This window comes from Cystobacter fuscus, assembly GCF_002305875.1.
Taxonomy (GTDB): Bacteria; Myxococcota; Myxococcia; order Myxococcales; family Myxococcaceae; genus Cystobacter; species Cystobacter fuscus_A.
Window position 1 is genome coordinate 6904081 of the sequence record NZ_CP022098.1, and the last position, 18780, is coordinate 6922860.

At 68.1% G+C, this 18780-nt stretch carries 16 protein-coding genes; 12 read left to right on the forward strand and 4 right to left on the reverse strand.

Features of this window, described 5'->3' with window-relative positions; all coding sequences use genetic code 11:
* Positions 1-13 precede the first annotated feature (13 nt).
* Both CYFUS_RS28105 and CYFUS_RS28110 read left to right on the forward strand, forming a co-directional pair.
* Positions 14-928 carry an AraC family transcriptional regulator gene (locus CYFUS_RS28105; protein WP_095988028.1) on the forward strand — a complete coding sequence of 305 codons (915 nt, stop codon included), beginning with the start codon at positions 14-16 and terminating at the stop codon, positions 926-928.
* A 127-nt stretch (positions 929-1055) separates the two neighbouring features.
* Complete coding sequence (locus CYFUS_RS28110; RefSeq protein WP_095988029.1) at positions 1056-1727, forward strand: hydrolase; 672 nt, start codon at positions 1056-1058, stop codon at positions 1725-1727.
* Between the two features lie 67 nt (positions 1728-1794).
* On the opposite strand, the gene CYFUS_RS28115 is transcribed toward CYFUS_RS28110, so the two are convergent.
* Together CYFUS_RS28115 and CYFUS_RS28120 are read right to left on the reverse strand one after the other, a co-directional pair.
* Positions 1795-3096: a carboxypeptidase-like regulatory domain-containing protein gene (locus CYFUS_RS28115; RefSeq protein WP_232536853.1), complete on the reverse strand. Its 1302-nt coding sequence runs from the start codon at positions 3094-3096 to the stop codon at positions 1795-1797.
* 172 nt (positions 3097-3268) lie between these two features.
* A complete protein-coding gene (locus CYFUS_RS28120; RefSeq protein WP_095988031.1) occupies positions 3269-3784 on the reverse strand; it encodes a hypothetical protein in 516 nt (171 codons plus the stop codon).
* 121 nt (positions 3785-3905) lie between these two features.
* Between CYFUS_RS28120 and CYFUS_RS28125 the strand changes: the two genes are divergently transcribed.
* Entirely contained in the window at positions 3906-6842 is a 2937-nt protein-coding gene (locus tag CYFUS_RS28125) for a carbohydrate binding domain-containing protein (protein ID WP_095988032.1), read from the forward strand.
* Between the two features lie 19 nt (positions 6843-6861).
* On the opposite strand, the gene dacB is transcribed toward CYFUS_RS28125, so the two are convergent.
* Positions 6862-8364, reverse strand: coding sequence for a D-alanyl-D-alanine carboxypeptidase/D-alanyl-D-alanine-endopeptidase (gene dacB, locus CYFUS_RS28130; RefSeq protein WP_095992270.1), 1503 nt, complete (start codon positions 8362-8364; stop codon positions 6862-6864).
* Between the two features lie 112 nt (positions 8365-8476).
* Between dacB and CYFUS_RS28135 the strand changes: the two genes are divergently transcribed.
* From CYFUS_RS28135 to CYFUS_RS28170, 8 genes are all read left to right on the forward strand, one after another.
* Entirely contained in the window at positions 8477-9862 is a 1386-nt protein-coding gene (locus CYFUS_RS28135; RefSeq protein WP_095988033.1) for an aldehyde dehydrogenase family protein, read from the forward strand.
* Positions 9863-10055: 193 nt separating this feature from the next.
* Positions 10056-10535: a GNAT family N-acetyltransferase gene (locus CYFUS_RS28140; RefSeq protein ID WP_095988034.1), complete on the forward strand. Its 480-nt coding sequence runs from the start codon at positions 10056-10058 to the stop codon at positions 10533-10535.
* Positions 10536-10613: 78 nt separating this feature from the next.
* Positions 10614-11117 carry an RNA polymerase sigma factor gene (locus tag CYFUS_RS28145; protein WP_095988035.1) on the forward strand — a complete coding sequence of 168 codons (504 nt, stop codon included), beginning with the start codon at positions 10614-10616 and terminating at the stop codon, positions 11115-11117.
* Positions 11114-11869, forward strand: coding sequence for a hypothetical protein (locus CYFUS_RS28150; RefSeq protein ID WP_157758702.1), 756 nt, complete (start codon positions 11114-11116; stop codon positions 11867-11869). Before CYFUS_RS28145 ends, CYFUS_RS28150 begins: the two co-directional genes overlap by 4 nt.
* Positions 11866-13452: a caspase family protein gene (locus tag CYFUS_RS28155; RefSeq protein ID WP_095988037.1), complete on the forward strand. Its 1587-nt coding sequence runs from the start codon at positions 11866-11868 to the stop codon at positions 13450-13452. The genes CYFUS_RS28150 and CYFUS_RS28155 overlap by 4 nt, the downstream gene beginning before the upstream one ends.
* 107 nt (positions 13453-13559) lie before the next feature.
* Positions 13560-14363, forward strand: a complete 804-nt coding sequence (locus tag CYFUS_RS28160; RefSeq protein ID WP_095988038.1) for a hypothetical protein — start codon at positions 13560-13562, stop codon at positions 14361-14363.
* Between the two features lie 27 nt (positions 14364-14390).
* Positions 14391-15710: a hypothetical protein gene (locus tag CYFUS_RS28165; RefSeq protein WP_095988039.1), complete on the forward strand. Its 1320-nt coding sequence runs from the start codon at positions 14391-14393 to the stop codon at positions 15708-15710.
* A gap of 117 nt (positions 15711-15827) precedes the next feature.
* The gene (locus CYFUS_RS28170; RefSeq protein ID WP_095988040.1) at positions 15828-16763 is read left to right on the forward strand and encodes an alpha/beta hydrolase; all 936 of its coding nucleotides are present in this window, start codon (positions 15828-15830) and stop codon (positions 16761-16763) included.
* Between the two features lie 35 nt (positions 16764-16798).
* On the opposite strand, the gene CYFUS_RS28175 is transcribed toward CYFUS_RS28170, so the two are convergent.
* The gene (locus CYFUS_RS28175; RefSeq protein WP_232537834.1) at positions 16799-17719 is read right to left on the reverse strand and encodes an AraC family transcriptional regulator; all 921 of its coding nucleotides are present in this window, start codon (positions 17717-17719) and stop codon (positions 16799-16801) included.
* A 215-nt stretch (positions 17720-17934) separates the two neighbouring features.
* Between CYFUS_RS28175 and CYFUS_RS28180 the strand changes: the two genes are divergently transcribed.
* Positions 17935-18699: an SDR family NAD(P)-dependent oxidoreductase gene (locus CYFUS_RS28180; RefSeq protein WP_095988042.1), complete on the forward strand. Its 765-nt coding sequence runs from the start codon at positions 17935-17937 to the stop codon at positions 18697-18699.
* Positions 18700-18780 lie beyond the last annotated feature (81 nt).

The following is an 18780-nucleotide window of genomic DNA, read 5'->3' on the forward strand; positions in this document are numbered from 1 at the left end:
ATCGTCAGCCACCATGTTGTTGGAACCCTCCCGTGCGGGGACGCCCCCCGACGCGCCGAAGATCCGTTCGGCGCATGGCATCAAGACCGTCAGGAGCAAGAGCCGGACCTGGAACGGCGTCACGGTGTACGCGCTGGACATCGAGGTGCTGCCGGGCCGGGCGTGGATCGATCTCACGTCCGAGCAGGGCAGCCTGTCGATCATCCTGGAAACAGTCGGGGGGCACGTCGAGACACGTCAGACGCTCGACCTGCCCAATCCGGCCCATCACCAGACCCTCCGCCCCATCAGCCTCATCCCCAAGGGCATGACGCTCTGGGGACATGCGGAAGACAGCCGCCGCGTACGCGAAGCCCGGCTCGACTTCGACTTCGCCCCCCTCGAATCGGTGCTGGGCGAGGAGCTCGACCGGCGGAAGTTCGAGACGCCCCTGCTGACGTTCCGAGATGACCGCATCTGGCGGATCGGAGAACTCCTGGCGGCCCAATGCGAGACACCCGACTCGCTCAGCCAGCTCTACGGCGACAGCCTGACGACCGCCTTGTTCATCGATCTGCTGCGAATGGGCAGGCGGCCCCCCAACGAGCGCAAGCAGGGGGGACTCGCCCCCTGGCAGCTCCGGAAGGCGAAAGACTATCTCCAGGCCCATCTGTCGGACGACGTGAGGCTTCGGGAGCTGGCCCAGCTCACGGGCCTGTCCCAATCCCAGTTCGGCCGGGCCTTCAAGGTCTCCACCGGCATGACGCCCTTCCGCTGGCAGACCCAGGCGCGAATTACCCGGGCGCGGGAGCTGCTGCTCGACGGCCGCCTGTCGCTCGCGGAGATCTCGCTCGCCACGGGCTTCTCCGAGCAGAGTCACTTCACGCGCGTCTTCCAACGCGTGGTGGGCACCTCTCCCGGTGCCTGGCGGCGCGCACGGAGGTGGTAGCCAGGCTCGTGCGGGTGACGCCGATTTCCGTCAAACGACGCCGAAACGGGTCAATCCCGCGCCTCCCCTCCCTCGATACGGTGGCGCCCGTCTTTCCCCAACCACCTCGAGACACGGGAGCACGAACATGGGCGCTTCACCCAACAACAAGGTCGGACTCAACGCGCTGCTGACGCCGGACAACTGCGTGCTGATCCTCATCGATCACCAGCCGTTCCAGATCAGTGGCGTGCAGAACATCGATCCCGCGTTGATGATCAACAACGTGGTCGCGCTGGCGAAGTCCGCCAAGGCCTTCAACGTCCCCACCCTGCTGACCACCGTGATCGAGGAGCGCGGAGGCTATCTGATCAAGCAGTTGCAGGACGTCTTCCCCGAGCAGAAGCCCATCAACCGCACCACCATCAACACCTGGGAGGATCCGCGCGTCGTCGAGTGGGTGAAGAAGACCGGCCGCAAGAAGATCGTGATGGCGGCGCTCTGGACGGAGATCTGCCTGGCGTTCCCCGTCATCCACGCCCTGGGTGACGGCTACGAGGTCTACATCGTGACGGACGCCTCGGGCGGCGTGAGCGTCGAGGCCCACACCGTGGCCATCCAGCGGATGGTGCAGGCGGGCGCGGTGCCCCTCACCTCGGGGGCCTTCATGGGCGAGCTCCAGCGGGATTGGGCGCGCGAGGAGAGCGTCCCGAAGGTCGCGCAGATCATGCTCGAGCACATGGGCGCGGTGGGAACCAACTTCGCGTGGGAGCTCCAGTTGCTGGGCAGCCACAACAAGACGCTCCCTCCTGGGGTGTGAGCGTCCCCGCGGGGAGGGCACGGCGTGCGCCCGATTCGCGCACGCCGCCGGTGCCACGCGAGCCGCCTTACGGGTGCGTCTGGATGGCGATGTGCGAACTGCACGTGTGATTGCCGAGGCCCACGTCCTCGAGATCGATCGGGTTGCCGGCCGAGTCCTTCGGATAGCCCGGACCGGAGGCGGGCGCACCCGAGTTGTACGAGATGGTGTTACCCGGGATCGCCGGCCCTGGGACCAGGCTCAGGGTCAGGTTGTTGGCACAATAAGAGGGGGCACCCGCCGGGAACGCCACCTGCAACTGAAGGGGGGCATTCGAGGGGAGGTTGTATTGCGCGATGTACGTCGCGCTGGAGCGCACGGTCCCGCTGCTCGTCCACACCGCGCCGCCCGAGGACGTCTGCGAGAGGTCCAGGGTCAGCCCGGGCTCGGGGGTCGTGTTCAGCGGGTTGTAGCAAGGCAGGGGGATGTTGACGAACTCGATGATGGAGCAGGACGGGTTGACCTTCTCGATGTCGGTGTTCCAGGAGCCCAGGCCATCCAGGGGATCGATGGTGCCGCCCTGGCGTACGCCCGTGAGCCGGAACGTCGTGGCCGTGGTGGAGAACTGGGGGCTCGCGCTCTGCTCGATCCACAGACCCGTGGACGGGTTGAACCGCCACATCACGGTCCGACAGCTCCCGTTGAGCACGCAGGCCGGCATGGTGCCGCCAAGGGCGGCGGGCACGGGCAGGCGCACGTTCATCGTGGCCCCGGCGGCCAGCACGAGCGTGTTGCCCTGGCTGTCCACGGCCGACAGCGTCACCGCGCCCACGGTCTCGAGCGCCACCGTCTGGCCGAGCGCGTTGCGCGCGGTGAAGTCACCGGGCATGGTGTCCGGGCCGTGCGGCACGATGGAGAACAGCACGCTGTCCGAGGGCAGACCGCCCGTCGCGGTGCGCAGGGTATTCGCGAGTACATCCACGCGGATCCCGGAGGACGGATCCAGGAGGGTGTTATTGACCGTGGGTCTGATCTGTTGCGTGTAGGCCTTGCGGAGCACGTACACCTGGCTGAGCTGGCCCGACATCTGGAGCTTGTTCACCGGGCCGTAGCCGTCCTTGCGGATGTCGACCACGTAACCCGTTGGCGACTCCGTCACCGAGAGGGAGTACGCCCCCGTGCTGTTGGTGAAGCGGCTGATGCCATTCACCGTCACGCGGGCATTGACGATGGGCTGGTTGTTGGCATCCAGGACCCTGCCCGAGAAGACCGCCGACAGCGCGGCGGAGCTGGCCTGGAACTCCTCGGCGGAAGAAGGAGCGGTGCCGTTCTCGCCACAGGCGAGGCCGAACAGGACTGGGAACATCAGAAGCGCAGAGCGTCTCATCATCGGGTTCTCCGGGGGTGGACGCGGCGGGAGTTGCACGGTGCATACCAGCACGAGCGGAGCCGTCCTTACTGCCTTCTCGGAGAGTGAGGCCGCACTGCATCCCCCCGTGTTGTCGACGACGGAGCAACAAGGAGGGCACGCGGATGTGGCCTGCGGAGCTATGGAGGATGGCTCAGCGGACGAACACGGGCGCGAACAGCTCGACGGAGTACGGCACCGCCACCTCGCCGCTGGTGCGCACACGCACGAGGAACCGGCCCCCGTACTCGGCGCGAAGCAGGTACACCTCGCCCGGTTGCCGCTGGACGATGTCGCCGGGTGCGCCCAGCGGGAGCGGGTTTCCCTCGGAGTCGAGGAGCTCCACCTCTAGAGGCCCCCGCGAGGCGTCCCAGCGCACCCGCGCACCGGACGGGTTGCAGCAGTCCGAATAGGCGTGAATCCAGTCCTCATCCCCAGGGCACGCCACCCTCCCCTCGAGCCTCAGGGGCCCATGGTTGAAGACATGGGAGAGAGGAGCGGCCGCCAGCGCTTGTTCCAGCGTGTCGTCCTCCTCCCCCGCATCATCCGTACAAGCCGCGCCGGCGGGGGACTCGTTCCCACTCCGGGTTTCGTACACCTCCCCGGTTGAACGACAGGCCCCCGTCCCACCCAACGAAGCCAGCACCAACACGAGACATGGCAACCGCATGGACACCTCCGTGACGCATCAAGTCATTTGGGATTAATCAGAGCATCCCGATTTCCAAGAAACAGGGAAGAAGACTATACCGGCGCCCGCTGTCCTTACCCCCTGGAAAGGTCGCGAGCACATGAGAGTCCGTTGGAAAGGAAGCGCCCTGCTGGCGCTGTTGATGATGGGTCCGTCCGCGTTCGCCGGCACGGCCACTGTCTATTATTACACACCCTACAAGGCGTGGAGCACGCCCTACATCCACCATGATGCCAGCGGGAGCTGGACGACGCTACCAGGCACGACCCTGAGCCCGGCCTGCACAGGCTGGGTGGTGGCGACGCTCACCACGGGGACGGCGAGCACCTTCCAGGCCGTCTTCACCGATGGGCAGAACCACTGGGACAACTACAACAACCAGTCTGGTGCCAATTACAACCTCCCGACCAGCGGCACCCATCAGGTCAAGAATGGCCAGCTCCTGGCCAACGCGGGTACCCCCTGCACCACCTCCACCAACAACCAGGCCGAGGTGTATTACTTCACCGGCACGCGCGGCTGGAGCACCGTCAACATCCATTACGCGCCCACCGGTGGCACCTGGACCACCGCGCCCGGCGTGGCGATGAACGAGACCGCCTGCGCCAACTGGGCGAAGAAGACCGTCGCCCTGGGCTCCGCCACCGGAATGAAGGCCGCGTTCAACAACGGCACCACCTGGGACAACAACAACAGCTCGGACTACTCCCTGGGAACGGGGCTGATCACCGTCAAGGATGGTGTGGTCACCGCCAACGCCGCCTCCCCGTGCGTGACGCTGCCCCCCGACACGAGCGCACCGTCCATTCCCTCGGGGCTCACCGCCTCGGCCTCCGGCACTCAAATCACGCTGTCGTGGAACGCCTCGACCGATGATCGCGCCGTGACGGGCTACGAGCTGGTGCGCACCGGCGGCACCCAGGGCACGAAGACCTGGACCACCACGTCCACGAGCTACAGCGACACCGGCCTGAGCGCCCGCACCGCCTACCTCTACACGGTCAAGGCCTTCGATGCCGCGGGCAACAAGTCCGCCGCGAGCCTCTCGGCCTCGGCCACCACGGGGGATGCTCCGCCTCCCGCCGCCGCGGGACAGCCGCTGGGGGGAGACATCCGCGAGGACTCCATCTACTTCGTGCTCACCGCGCGCTTCTACGACGGCGACTCCTCGAACAACCGCGGCGGCAGCATGCACACCCAGTCGGGCAACGCCGCCAACAACGATCCGATGTTCCGCGGTGACTTCAAGGGCCTCATCCAGAAGCTCGACTACATCAAGGCCCTGGGCTTCTCCGCCGTGTGGATCACCCCGGTGGTGCTCAACCGCTCCGACTACGACTACCACGGCTACCACGGCTGGGACTTCTACCGGGTCGACCCCCGTCTGGAGTCCTCCGGCGCGAGCTACCAGGATCTCATCAACGCCGCCCACGCCAAGGGCATCAAGATCATCCAGGACGTGGTCTACAACCACTCCAGCCGCTGGGGCGCCAAGGGGCTGTTCTCGCCCAAGGTCTACGGCGTGCGTGACAGCCAGTGGAGCTGGTACTACGACGCGCCCGTGTCTGGCTTCACCTATGACGGTCTGACCGTGGAGCCCACCTCCGGCAAGTCCTATTACAACGGAGATCTGTGGTCGACGGCCGAGCCCACGGGCAATACCTGCCGCAACTGGGGCGTCGCCACGGGCGGCTACAGCAAGGAGGGCTACCGCCTCTACAACTGCCAGTGGCCCAACCCCACCTCCGGCATGTTCCCGGCGCAGTACTACCACCAGTGCTGGATTGGAAACTGGGAGGGCGAGGACTCGCGCAGTTGCTGGATCCACGAGGATCTGGCGGACTTCAACACGGAGAGCACGCCCGTGCAGAACTTCCTCATCGACGTGTACAACAAGTACATCGACATGGGCGTGGATGGCTTCCGCATCGACACCGCGGTCCACATCCCCCGCGTCACCTGGAACCGGCGCCTCTTGCCGGCCGCCCAGCAGCACGCCCAGGACAAGTTCGGCACCAAGGGCAAGGACTTCTTCATGTTCGGCGAGGTCGGCTCGTTCGTGAATGACAAGTGGAACCGCGGCTCGCCCAACCACTCCGCGCAATTCTTCACCTGGAAGGAGCGCCGCACGTACAGCGCCGATGACACCACGGCCGCGCTCGAGCAGTACAACTACGAGCAGACCCAGGGCACGGCCTCGCAGCCCACGTCCACCAATGCCTTCCTCCAGGGCAATGTCTACCACACGCCGGATCACAGCCAGTTCTCCGGCATGAGCGTGATCGACATGCGCATGCACATGAACTTCGGCGAGGCCAGCAACGCCTTCTTCAACGGCAAGGACTCGGACGACAGCTACAACGACGCCACCTACAACGTCGTGTATGTCGACTCCCACGACTACGGCCCGAACAAGTCCAGCACCCGCTACGCCGGAGGCACCGACGCCTGGGCGGAGAACATGAGCCTGATGTGGACCTTCCGCGGCATCCCGACGCTGTATTACGGCTCGGAGATCGAGTTCCAGGCCGGCAAGCAAATCGACTGCGGTCCCACGTGCGCCCTGGCCACCACCGGCCGCGCCTACTACGGCGACAACCTCGAGGGCAGCGTCTCGGCCTCGGACTTCGGTGTGGTGGGCAGCGCCTCGGGCAAGGTCGCCGAGACGCTCGCCAGGCCGCTGGCGAAGCACCTGCAACGCCTGAATCAGATCCGCCGGCGCATCCCCGCGCTCCAGAAGGGGCAATACTCCACGGACGGCGTCGTGGGCGGCATGGCCTTCAAGCGGCGCTTCACGGACTCGAGCAAGGGCGTGGACAGCTTCGCGCTGGTGACCATCTCCGGCGGCGCCACCTTCAACGGCATCCCCAACGGCACCTACAAGGACGCCGTCACCGGTGACGTGAAGACGGTGACGAGCGGCACGCTGACCGCCAGCGTCTCCGGCAAGGGCAACCTGCGGGTGTACGTGCTCGACCTCGCGGGCAACCCGGCGCCGGGCAAGGTGGGCGTGGACGGCCCCTACCTCAAGCCCTGAGCCGGGGGCAGCCAGGTGTTCAGCGCGAAGGCAGCATCACCATCGCCTCGGCGAAGCGCTCGAACACCTGGCCCGCCGTGTAGGCCGGCTGCTCGTCGAGGTTGCTCAGCAGGAGCGCGAAGACGACACGGGGGTGCTCGGCGTCGTGAGGGCGCTCGGCGAGCCCCACGTAGGCCTTCTGCCCCGAGAGCGTCCCCGTCTTGGCGCGGATGAGGCCCCGGAGCTCCGGCGGGAAGGCACTGTTCGCGAGCGTGCCATCCACGCCGGCAATGGGCAGGCTGTCCACCAGCGCGCTCGCGGACGGCTCCTGGAGGCTGGTGGCGAGCACCCCCACCATCCCCCGCGCGGTGGCCAGGTTGTAGCGGGACAAGCCACTGCCATCCACGGACCGCAACAGTCGCGGCGGGATGCCCCGGCGCGCGAGCTCCTTCTCCATGGCCTCGCGCAGCGCGGCGTAGCTCTCGTTGCCCGTGCGCTCGCGGGCGAAGCGCAAGGCGAGCCGCTCGGCGTAGAGGTTGAGGGATTCCTTGTTCGTCACCTTCACGAGCTCGGCGAGCGAGGGACTGACGAAGTCCAGCAACGACTCGCGTCGCAGGAGCGCGGGCGGGGTGGCCTGCCCCGACGCCTCCGGCACGCGCCAGATGCCCCGCGCGCGCAGGGCCTCTTCCAGACAGGCGGTGAACAGCGCCTGGGGCTCGTCCACGGACACGCGTAGGGACGCCTGGCTCGGGCACTGTCCTCCCGGCGCGCGCCAGACGCAGCGCGTGCGTCCCGTCCCTCGCTCGCGCACGCACCCCACCCCGGCCCGCTGGGCGCCCGGGTCGGTGTACACCACGGTCGAGGACGCATCGATGGGCGGGGTGTAGCGCACCTCCAGGGGCCGCCGCAGGGGCGAGGCACAGTCCTGGCCCTCGGGGCGCGTGAGCGTGAGGTCCACCACGTTCTCCCGGAACACGAAGGCGGTGGGCGCCGCGCTGTAGGCGGAGGCCGCGTCGTCCCAGGCCCAGCCCGGACCATAGAGATCGTACGGCCCCGGGTTGGTCTGGCTCACCTGGACCGACCCGTGCCACTGCCGGATGCCCCGGGCCAGCAGCGCGTCGGCGAGCCGCTCACAGGCCAGGGCCGTCTCGGGAAAGCGCCACGAGCCCAGGGAGGGATCTCCGGACGCCTCCACCACGAGATCTCCGAGGAAGAGGTTGCCAAGCTGCGCGCCTTCCAACCACACGGGCGTGTGGAAGCGGAAGTCCGGACCGAACGCGGACAGGGCGGCCGAGGTGGACACCACCTTCATGGTGGACGCGGGGAGCGAGCGGGCGTGCTCGCGCCGGGCGTAGAGCGGCGTGCCCGTGGCCGCGTCCACCACGAGGACGCCCACGCCGGTGCCCTCGCGCTCGACGGACTCGAAGAGCGCGTCCGCCACGGCGCTCAGGGTCGGGGCGGGAGGACGGAGCGGGGGCGAGGAGATACAGGCGGGTAGCGCGAGGACGGCGAGCAGGAGGCTCGCGAACGGGGGACGGCGCATGGAAGCACCGTACGTCCCGGCCCTCCGGCCGTCCAGGAGCGAACGCACGAAGGGCTCCGCGCGGAACATCCCCCGGGACGAGACGTGTCCCGGCGCACTACCCTTGTCGGCCATGACCACCCTGAGTGTCGACAATCCCTACACGGGCGATGTCGCCTGTACCGTTCCCCTCGCGGACGAGGCCACCGTGAACACCGTGCTCGATCAGGCCCGAGCCGCCGCCCGGGCGGCGCGAGCCACCTCGCTCGCCCAGCGCAAGGACTGGTGCGAGCGCATGGTCGCCGCCATGGAGGCGAAGGCGGACGCCATCGCCACGGACATCTCCCGGATGATGGGCAAGCCGCTCGCCCAGGCACGGGGAGAGATCCGCGGCATGGCCGAGCGCGCCCGGTACATGATCTCCATCGCGGACACGGCACTGGCGGACGTCGTGCTGCCGCCCAAGGCGGGCTTCGAGCGCCGGATCGTCAAGGAGCCGCTGGGCGTGGTGGTGGATCTTCCCGCGTGGAACTACCCGCTGCTCACCGCGGTGAACGTGGTGGTGCCGGCGGTGCTGGCGGGCAACGCGGTGGTGGTGAAGCACTCGCCGCGCTCGCCCCTGTGCGGGGAGCACTTCGCCCGGGCCTTCTCCGAGGCGGGAGCGCCCCCGCACCTCGTCCAGGCGATGCACTGCGACCACCCCACCAGCGAGCGCGTGGTGGGCGACGCGCGGGTGGACCACGTGGTGTTCACCGGCTCGGTGTACGGAGGACAGCGGCTCACGGTGGCGGGCGCCGCGCGCTTCCGGCACATGGGGCTGGAGCTGGGCGGGAACGATCCCGCGTACGTGGCACCGGACTGTGACTTCGACAAGACGGTGGAGAACGTGGTGGACGGCGCCATCTACAACGCGGGCCAGAGCTGCTGCGCGGTGGAGCGCGTCTACGTGCACCGCTCGATCTACAAGCGCTTCACCGAGGCGTGCGAGGCGCTGGTGCGCGGGTACGTGCTCGGCGATCCGATGAGTGACAAGACGACGCTGGGCCCCATCGCGCAGCCCAACCACCCGCTGGAGCTGGAGCAGCTCGTGGAGGACGCCCGCGGCAAGGGGGCCCGGGTGGTGGTGGGAGGCAAGCGGACCCAGGTGGAGGGCAAGGGCCGCTTCTTCGAGGCCACGCTCCTCACGGAGCTGGACGACTCCATGCAGTTGATGCGGCAGGAGTCCTTCGGGCCGCTGCTGCCCATCGCGCCGGTGGACTCGGACGAGGAAGCGCTCGCGCGGATGAACAAGTCGGATCTGGGCCTGACGGCGAGCGTCTGGACGAAGGATCGGGAGCGCGCCGCGCGCTTCGCCACCCAGCTCGAGTTCGGCACCGTCTACATGAACCGGTGTGACTCGGTGGATCCGGCGCTGCCATGGATTGGCGTGAAGAACTCGGGCCGTGGACACAGCCTGAGCGCGCTGGGCTTCGATCAGCTCACCCGGCCCAAGTCCATCCACTTCCGGTTGTCGTTCTAGAACTGAAGGGCGGGCACGCCTGTCCGCGAGTGGGCGGCTTCAATCCGCCCCTCTGCCCGCCACGGCTGAGAACTCCAACCACGGGACATGGTCACCGCCAACGCTGTCATGCCCGGGGTTCCCGGGGGAAGCTGGGGACCCCCGCTCCAGCAGGGCCGCATCACCGGCCCTTCTCCTTCCACGTCGGAGTGCCATGACCTCTCCCCTCTTCATCCGTGAGGCCCTCCCAGAGGACGCCGCGGCCGTGTGGGCCGTGCAACAGGCGGCCTTCCTGCCACTCGCGCCGCGCTTGCCTTCCCGCCCCACCGCACTGAGGGAGGACGAGGCGTACTGGCGCCAGCACCTGGAACGTGTCCCTCGCCGGACCGTGGTGGTGCACGTGGACGGCGAACTGGTGGCCGCGGGGCGTGTGGACGGTGCAATGCCCCAGGGCGAATTGAAGCGCATCGCCGTGCACCCCTCCTGGCAGTCCCGGGGCGTCGGGCGTCGACTGGTGGAGGCCCTCGAGGCCCACGCCCGGGAACTCGGATTCGTCCGCCTTCGCGCGGGCACCCGGAAGCGGCTGCCCGACAACCAGGCCTTCTACGAGCGCCTGGGGTATCGGGTCGTCGCGCTCGAGCCCTATCCCCCCGGCATCGACGATCACACCGTCTGGATGGAAAAAGACCTCTGAGCATCCACCCCGGTTCCCATTTTCCGGCTCCTGAGCGGTCTATTTCCTGGAGGAGCGCGCCTTCGGGCGCCGAGCGGCATGGATGACATGTGGTTGGGACGGCTCTACGAGCAATACGGCTACCTGGTACACCGGCGCTGCCTCCAGTTGGTGCACCGCCCGGAGGACGCGGAGGACGCCCTGCAGGAGACCTTCCTGCGGGTGCGCCGCTATGGCCCGCCCCGGAAGGACGGCTCCCTGCTGGCGTGGCTCTACACCGTCGCCACGCGCTGCTGCTTCGACTTGATGGAGCGGCGCGGGCGCGAGCCCGTGGCCGAGCAGGCCCAGCTCGCCACCCTGGAGACCCAGGCCCAGGGCTCGCCCGACGACGCCGACCATCGCGCGCTGCTGGGCGTGGCGCTGCGGCAGCTCGATGGCAAGACGCGCGCCATCGGCGTGCTGCACTTCCTGGACGGCTACACCCAGGAGGAGGTCGCCGAGCGGACGGGCTACTCGCGCCGCACGGTGGGCAAGAAGCTCAAGCTGTTCGAGGAACGCCTCCGCCAGCTCTGGCGGGCACACCCCAACGAGGAGAGCCGATGACTCCGCCCCTTGCCCCTTCTCCCCGAGGCCCCGAGTGCCCGCCCGCGGTGGTGCTCGAGGCCCTGAGTGCCGGTGAGCCGGTACCCGCGGCTTCCCGCTCCCACGTGGAGGGCTGTCCCTCATGTGGCGGCCAACTCGCGGCCCTCACCGCGGGCCGTGACGCCTTCCTGCGAGCACGCCCCCCGGAGCGCTTCCTGCGCCAGCTCGAGCGCCGCGCGGCGGCCCGACCCGCCCCGGGCTCCTGGCGCCGTCCGTGGCTCGTGCTGGCCGCGTGCGTGCCGATGCTCGTGGGCGTGCTCCTCGTGCCGCGCCTCCTCCCGCGAGAGGAGGGCCCGCGTTACAAGGGCAACGAGTTCAGGGTAGTGGCTGCACGCGCGGGAGGAACGCCCACGTTGCTCGGGCCGGACAGTCCGGTGCGTGCCGGGGATGCCCTGCGCTTCGCCTACGAAGCGCCCGAGGCCGGCCACCTGCTGGTGCTCGAGCTCGATGGCCGCGGCCTGGCGAGCGTCTTCCATCCCTTCGGAGGCGGTGCCTCGGTGCCCGTGGCGGCGCTGCAACGGGACTTCCTTCCGGGCAGCGTGGTGCTCGATGACGCACCCGGCCCGGAGTGGCTCTTCGCCGTCTTCTCTCCCCGGCCGCTGGAGGCCGCGCCCCTGCTCGCCCAGCTCCGCGCACAGGCCGGACGCGTGGAGCCGGCGCTCTCCTGCCCGGACTGCCGCGTGAGCGCGCTCCGCCTCCAGAAACCGAAATGATGAGACCCGCCCTGCCCTCGTGTTTCCTCTTCCTGCCGGTGGCGCTGCTGCTCCTGTTCCCGGCCCACGCCCCGGCCGAGACGGTGCGCCTGCTGGTCTCCATCGGCGCCAACGTGGGCGCTCCGGAGGACGCGGTGCTCCGCTTCGCGGACGATGACGCGGAGCGTGTCCGGAGGCTGTTCGTCGAGCTGGGCGGGGTGCGCGCGGACCGCGCCTACCTCCTCGTGGATCCGACGGCCACGGCCGTGCGCCAGCGGCTGGCGGAGGTGGCGGGCCGCATCGCCGAACTCCGCTCCGCCGGCAACGACGTGATCCTGGTGATCTACGTCTCCTCGCATGCCCGGGCCGGCGTGCTGCACCTGACCGGCACCGGGCTGCCCCTCGCCGAGTTGCGCGACACCACCCAGCAGCTCGGCGCGCGGCTGGCCGTGATCATCGTGGACGCGTGCGAGAGTGGCACCCTGGCGCAGCGCAAGGGGGGCAGCGCCGCGCCCGCCTATGACGTATCGCTCGAGCGGCTGCCCCTGCGAGGCCAGGTCCTCATCTCCTCGAGCGGGCCGGGAGAGAGCTCCGAGGAGTGGGATGCCCTCGAGGGCTCGCTCTTCACCCACCACCTGCTCACCGGCCTGCGCGGAGACGCGGACGCGGAGGGGGATGGGAGGGTGTCGCTCTCCGAGGCCTACGCCTATGCCTACCGGCGCACGGTGGCGGGCTCCAGCAGCGCGGGACAACATCCGGCCTACTCCTGGGATTTGTCGGGCACGGGCGAGTTCATCCTCACCGAGCCAGAGGTCGCGCGCAGCGCGCTCGTGTTCCCGGCCCCGAGCTCCGGGCGCTTCGTGGTGGCGAGTCAGCCCCGCTCGGACGTGGTGGCCGAGGTGGACAAACAGCCCGGGCGGCCACTGCGGCTCGCGGTTCCCCCGGGCCGCTACCTGGTGCGCAAGCGGGCCGGGGCGAGCACGGGCCTGCTGGAGGTGGAGCTGCCCTATGGCGGCGAGCGCCCGGTGCTGGAGGAGAAGCTCGTCTGGCGCCGCTTCACCGAGGTGGCGTTGAAGGGGGGCTACGTGGCGCTGCGCAACTCCGCGCTGCTGGGCCTGGCGAGGCTGGAGAGCGCGCCCGTGCCGGGCTCGGGTCACCGGCTCGCGGGGGGGCTCGGCTACCGCCACACCTGGGGCTCGTGGTGGGCCCTGGGAACACTCTCCGCCACCGGCGCTTCCTACCGGGGCGTGGCGCTCGACATCACCGAGCGCGCGCTCGGTCTGGGCGTGGCCGCGGGCTACCGTTGGCTGGAGTGGGCGCTCGTGCCGCACCTGGGCCTCTCGGTGGAGCTCACCGGGATACAGCAGACAATGCGCCGCGATGCCGAGGAGGAAATCCAGGACAACTTCGGCGCGCCTCCGCTCGCGCCGCGCCATGCGCTCGGGGTGGCCGTGGGGCCCGTGGCCGGAGTGGAGATTCCCCTGTGGAGCCACGCCTTCGTGCTCGTGCAGGGCCAGCTCCTGCTGCGCCAGCTGCCCTCGGAGCAGCGGCCCTCCGTGCGCCCCGCGGGAGTCGTCTCCGCGGGAGCCGGCTGGCGATTCTGAAAATGAAAGGGAAAAGGGCGGTTCCCATTTTCGGCGGCCCGCCCGGTTCCTCCAGAAAGAGTGCCCCACCGCCGGGGCCTCCCCCTCGAAACACCCTGGAGGACACCATGAAGTCGAGCCCGCTCATCTCCCGGAGTCTGCGATTCGCCCTGTTGCTCACCGCCTCGGCTTGCGGAGGCGGCACCACCCCGGAAGACAACCTCCCCCCGGCGCCGCCCGCGGATCCGCGACCCGGGCCAGTGGAACCCCAGACGCCCCCGCCGGAGATTCCGCAGCCTCCGCGCAAGCCCCAGCTCACGCTGAATGTCACGATGTCCCCGGCCCCCGGCGTCACCTTCGACAAGCCCGTGCGGCTCGCGATGGGCTGGTACGCCAACCCGCTCGGTCGAGAGGATCTCACCCAGTGGTCCCAGCCCCTGGCGATCGTCGAGGGCGGCATCGTCTACCAGGGCAGCGCACCCGAGGACATCGAGTTCAATGTCTACGATGATCCCCCGGAGGCGGCGATGGCTCCCTTCGGAAAGCATGACATCACCACCCTGTGTGCGATGGGCATCCTGCTCGCGTACCAGGACCTGAATGGCAATGGGAAGCTCGACACCATTCCCGTCACGGGCCAGCCCATCGACAGGATTGTTGGCACCTCCATGCGGTGGTGGACGAAATACGAGTCCGGGCCGGAGCGATACGCGGTCATTTTCATGGCGGAGGCACTGCCCCAATGGGATGTCCGCAAGGGTTTCAACCTGGCGGAACTGTCGGCCTCCAATGGGCCCGTGCCGCTGTCCACACCCATTCCCCTCCAGCTCTTCACGGGCGGACCGCAGTTCGACACGCTCGCCTGCGAGGGTCTCTGGCTCAGGGAGAGCCCGCCTCCCGCGGATCAGTGCGGCCTCGATCTCACTCCCTGACCCACGCGAGCACTCCAGGAGCCCCCCATGAATCCAAAAGCACACCACACGCCGGGTCCGCTGCTCGCCTTGCTGCTCGCCCTTTGCGCCTGCGGGAGCACGGTGGGTACCGACTACCCGGGAGAGCCCCTGCTCACGTTGGAGGGCCAGATGACCCTGGCCCCGGGAACGACCCTCGACGGGCCGGTGCGCATCGCGCTGGTCTGGTACCCACGGTGGTTCGTGGTCCCCCTCACCATGGGGGGACCCGTCGCCGAATCCGAAGCCGTCGTCGCCGAGGACCAACCCTATGAGGGCACCTTCCCCGCGAACTTTCGCTTCAACATCTACCGGCCTCCGAGCAGCACGCGGTGGAACGCCGAGGATGGCACCGAGCAGCAGCTCGCGACGGGCGCCCTGCTCGCCTACCAGGACCTGAATGGCAATGGGAAGCTCGACACCATCCCCTCCACGGGGCACCCCGTCGATCGGGTCCTCGGCTCGACGATGGTGTTCGACGCACAGACGATGCACACGCTCGTGTACACGAACATGGAGAAGTCCTTCATGCCCGGGGTGGAGCTGAAGAAGGGCTTCAACCTGCTGAAGTGGGAGGCTTACGCGTCCGCGTCCCTGCCGCTGTCCACGCCCATCCCGCTGGAGATCTCGGGGGGTCGTCCACTCCTGGATCTGCTCGTGTGCCAGGGATTCTGGGATGGTGTGGACGCGCAGGGCGAGGGAGAACTGTGCGGCATTTCCGGGCTCGAGGATCCGGATACCGAGCCGCCGCCTGCTCCCGCCGAGCCGGTGGACTTCGAGGCCGACGTCGTCGTGAAGCGCACGGGAGATCGGGCACGGGTGACCGTCAGACTCAATCACGGTTCCGGACCGGGCACGAAGGTGACGTTGGGTGGGCTCGACCTGACGTACAATCCGGAAACTTGGCGCTACGAGCTGCTGGAGGCCACCGCGGCGCCACTGCTCGAGGGGGGCTCGATACGGCTGGACGTCGTCTGGGGCGGAAACAAGTATCGCCGCCCGCTGATCATCCCGGGGCGCGTCGACATCACCGCGCCCACGCCTGGCACCCACGTGAAGCTCGGCTCGCCCTTCGAGGTGCGCTGGACGAGGCCCGCCGGAGAGGACAGCTATGCCCTCTTCGTGCGTACGGTGGAGGGCGGCGAAGCCATGGGTTGGACCATCCCCTCCCATCCGTTGTCACAGAACGTGACCCTGTATGACCAATGGATCTCCGCCGGTCCGGCACGCCTCGAGTTGTCTGTCTTGGCCGATCCCCTCGATTATGCCCCGGACATGCGGATCCAGGTCGAGGTGATGCTCGAGGTGCCCATCACCATCGATCCTTGAGGCCAGCTCCCATTTGGGGGATCAGGCAGGAAGTTCGAGGGTTCGGGCATGAAGGCCCGAGCGGTCTCGCGCAGATTCCTCGACCTCCGCACGGTCTCCTCACCATGGAGAAGGCACATGGCTTTCCAACTCGACCCCAGAATCTCCCGGCTCGTCGCGCGGGGCGCGGGGCCGTCTTCCCCGGAGGACTTCCAGGAAGGCGATACGGCGCGCCTCCGCCGCATCCTCGACGAAGGACTGGCGCAACTCAGCGCCCTTCCCGCGGTTTCGGGTGTGTCCGACAGGACGTTCACGATCGCGACCGGGGATGGGCATTGGCTCAAATTGAGGTGGTACGCGAAGGACGGTTCGACCCCGGGGTCCGCCGCGATCCATTTCCACGGAGGGGCGATGATCGCAGGCAGCATCGACCTCTACGACCCGCTCGTCCGGACATACGTGGCGTGGACGGGAGTCCCCATGCTCGCTGTCGACTACCGCCTCGCCCCGGAGGCATCCGCGGGTACCGCGGCGTCGGACGGTCTCGCGGCCCTCCTGTGGCTGCTCGACAACGCCAGGGAACTCGGGGTCGACCCCTCACGCATCGCCGTCATGGGCGATAGCGCCGGAGGGGGAGTCGCCGCCGCGGTCGCGCTCCTCGCCCGCGACCGCAGGCTCGAAATCGCTCGGCAGGTGCTCATCTACCCGATGCTCGACGATCGGACCACGGACGCCGACCCGCACCTCGCGGCCGTCCCGACCCTCTTCTCATACGCCTTCAACCGCACCGCCTGGGCGGCCGTCCTCGGTGAGCACGCGGGAACGCAACGTGTGTCGCCCCACGCCGCGCCGGCTCGGAACACCGACTTCACCGGACTCGCACCTGCGTACATCGAGGTCGGTGAGCTGGACATCTTCCGTGACGAGGATGTCCGCTACGCGCTCCAGCTCTGGCGAGCCGGAGTCCCGACCGAACTGCACGTCCACCCCGGGCTGCCGCACGCCTTCGATGTCCTGCTCATGGGAGAGCCTCGCTTCCAAGAGGGAAAGCTCCGCGTCCTGAAGGAACTCTGAACCGAGGTACGTCTTCGCGGCCCAGGCGCCCGCCATCACCGCGCGGTACGCTCCGTCCCACCAGGCCTTTTCACGCCCGTGGCACGCGGCTTCTGGAGTGCATTCATGGTATCGCGCTTGGGCGGCGTCCCGAACATGCGCGCGTATTCCCGGCTGAACTGGGATGGGCTTTCATAGCCAACCTGAAGAGCGGCCTGCATCACGTTCTCGCCCTCCGCCACCATCAGCCGCCGTGCCTCCAGCAGCCGCAACTGCTTCTGATATTGAAGCGGGGTCATGGACATCAGTCCCCTGAAGTGTTGATGAAAGGAGGACTCGCTCATCCGCGCCGCCGCGGCCAGTTCCTTGATGCGGATGGGACGCGAGAAATTCCGCCTCAGGATGTAGATCGCGTCGGCGATGCGCTGCATGTGGCCATTCGGTAGCGCGAGTTCGCGGAACTCGCCCCCATGGGGACCCGTCAGCAACCAGAAACAGATTTCCCGCATGACGGAGGGCTGGAGCACGGGGATCGCCATGGGCGTCGCGAGCATGCGCACCAGCCGCGTGAGACAATCCACGACGGGGGCGGAGAGTTCTTCCACGAAAACCGCGGAACCGACATCCCCTCTCGGAGGGTGCGCGGCATCGAGCTGCTCCATGACCTCCCGCATGACACCGACATCGAATTCGACGGTCATGCCCAGATAGGGCTCGGTGGCACTCGCCTGGGTCACCCTTCCGAACGCCGGGAGTTCCACTCCGACGACAAGGGCTTGCATCTCGGTGTAGTCGAACACCCTGTCACCCAGCGACACCTGCTTCGAACCCTGCACGGCGATGCAGAGCGCCGGCTTGTAGATCAAATGATGAGGCAGGACTTCCCTGCTCGTCTTCATCAGGGCGAGACCCTCTATCGGCGTGGGGAATACACCATCACCGCCACCACTCGCTTCGATGTAGTGCTCCAGGGCCATCTTCAAGGCTGACGACATACAGGGTCTCCGCTCAGAGCCACTCGGCCCGCGCACCTTCCTTCCAGCCACTGTACCGCGAACCCCGGGCCCTCCCCACTCGTTTTGGAGGATCAGGCAAGAAATTCGAGGGTTCGGGCATGAAGGCCCGAGCGGCCTCTCGCATATTGCGCTCACCCAACACGCCGGGGAGCAACCCCAGGCCAAAGGAGAAACAAGTGAGCTCAACGGGAAAAGTGGCGATCGTCACCGGAGCCAGTCGCGGTCTTGGACGCAACACGGCCATCAGCCTGGCCAGGATCGGCACCGATGTGATTGTAACCTATCACTCGAATCGCGCCGAAGCCGACAGCGCCGTCGCGGCCATCGAAGCGCTCGGACGAAAGGCCGTCGCCCTGCGGCTCGACGCCGGCGACATCGCCTCCTTCGATGGCTTCGCCGAGCAGGTACGAGGGGTGTTGCGGGGCGTGTGGGCAAGAGACCGTTTCGACCATCTCGTCAACAACGCGGGGTCACACCACCCGGCCTCGTTCGGTCAGATCACCGAAGAGGACTTCGATCGGCTCTGCAACCTCCACTTCAAGGGCGTGCTCTTCCTGACGCAGAAGTTGCTACCGCTGATCGCCGACGGAGGAAGGATCGTGAATCTCTCCACCGGGCTCACCCGCTTCGTCAGCGCGGGCAGTGCGGCCTATGCCTCGATGAAGGGGGCCGTCGAGATCCTCACGCGCTACATGGCCAAGGAACTGGCTCCGCGCGGCATCACCGTCAACGTGGTCGCGCCCGGCGCCACCGAGACGGACTTCTTCGGAGGTGCGGTGCGCGACAATCCCGCCCTCAACCGGGAGGTGGCCGCGAACACCGCGCTCGGCCGGACCGGTGTTCCCGATGACATCGGTCCGATGATCGCCTCGCTGCTTTCCGATGCGAACCGGTGGGTGACCGCCCAGCGCATCGAGGTCTCCGGAGGCCTGCACCTCTAGGAACATCCTCCGCTCGGACCGCATCGCCTGGCGGGGCGCGGCACGTCGGGAGAGAAAGGTCCGAGGCCCTCTCTCCCTCCC

Coding starts and splice junctions, on each gene's coding strand:
- CYFUS_RS28165 (WP_095988039.1), top strand. CDS start 14,391: ATGAATCCAAAAGCACACCACACGCCGGGTCCGCTGCTCGCCTTGCTG.
- CYFUS_RS28145 (WP_095988035.1), top strand. CDS start 10,614: ATGGATGACATGTGGTTGGGACGGCTCTACGAGCAATACGGCTACCTG.
- CYFUS_RS28160 (WP_095988038.1), top strand. CDS start 13,560: ATGAAGTCGAGCCCGCTCATCTCCCGGAGTCTGCGATTCGCCCTGTTG.
- CYFUS_RS28135 (WP_095988033.1), top strand. CDS start 8,477: ATGACCACCCTGAGTGTCGACAATCCCTACACGGGCGATGTCGCCTGT.
- CYFUS_RS28170 (WP_095988040.1), top strand. CDS start 15,828: ATGGCTTTCCAACTCGACCCCAGAATCTCCCGGCTCGTCGCGCGGGGC.
- CYFUS_RS28150 (WP_157758702.1), top strand. CDS start 11,114: ATGACTCCGCCCCTTGCCCCTTCTCCCCGAGGCCCCGAGTGCCCGCCC.
- CYFUS_RS28105 (WP_095988028.1), top strand. CDS start 14: ATGTTGTTGGAACCCTCCCGTGCGGGGACGCCCCCCGACGCGCCGAAG.
- CYFUS_RS28125 (WP_095988032.1), top strand. CDS start 3,906: ATGAGAGTCCGTTGGAAAGGAAGCGCCCTGCTGGCGCTGTTGATGATG.
- CYFUS_RS28140 (WP_095988034.1), top strand. CDS start 10,056: ATGACCTCTCCCCTCTTCATCCGTGAGGCCCTCCCAGAGGACGCCGCG.
- CYFUS_RS28110 (WP_095988029.1), top strand. CDS start 1,056: ATGGGCGCTTCACCCAACAACAAGGTCGGACTCAACGCGCTGCTGACG.
- CYFUS_RS28175 (WP_232537834.1), bottom strand. CDS start 17,719: ATGGCCCTGGAGCACTACATCGAAGCGAGTGGTGGCGGTGATGGTGTA.
- CYFUS_RS28115 (WP_232536853.1), bottom strand. CDS start 3,096: ATGATGAGACGCTCTGCGCTTCTGATGTTCCCAGTCCTGTTCGGCCTC.
- CYFUS_RS28120 (WP_095988031.1), bottom strand. CDS start 3,784: ATGCGGTTGCCATGTCTCGTGTTGGTGCTGGCTTCGTTGGGTGGGACG.
- CYFUS_RS28155 (WP_095988037.1), top strand. CDS start 11,866: ATGATGAGACCCGCCCTGCCCTCGTGTTTCCTCTTCCTGCCGGTGGCG.
- dacB (WP_095992270.1), bottom strand. CDS start 8,364: ATGCGCCGTCCCCCGTTCGCGAGCCTCCTGCTCGCCGTCCTCGCGCTA.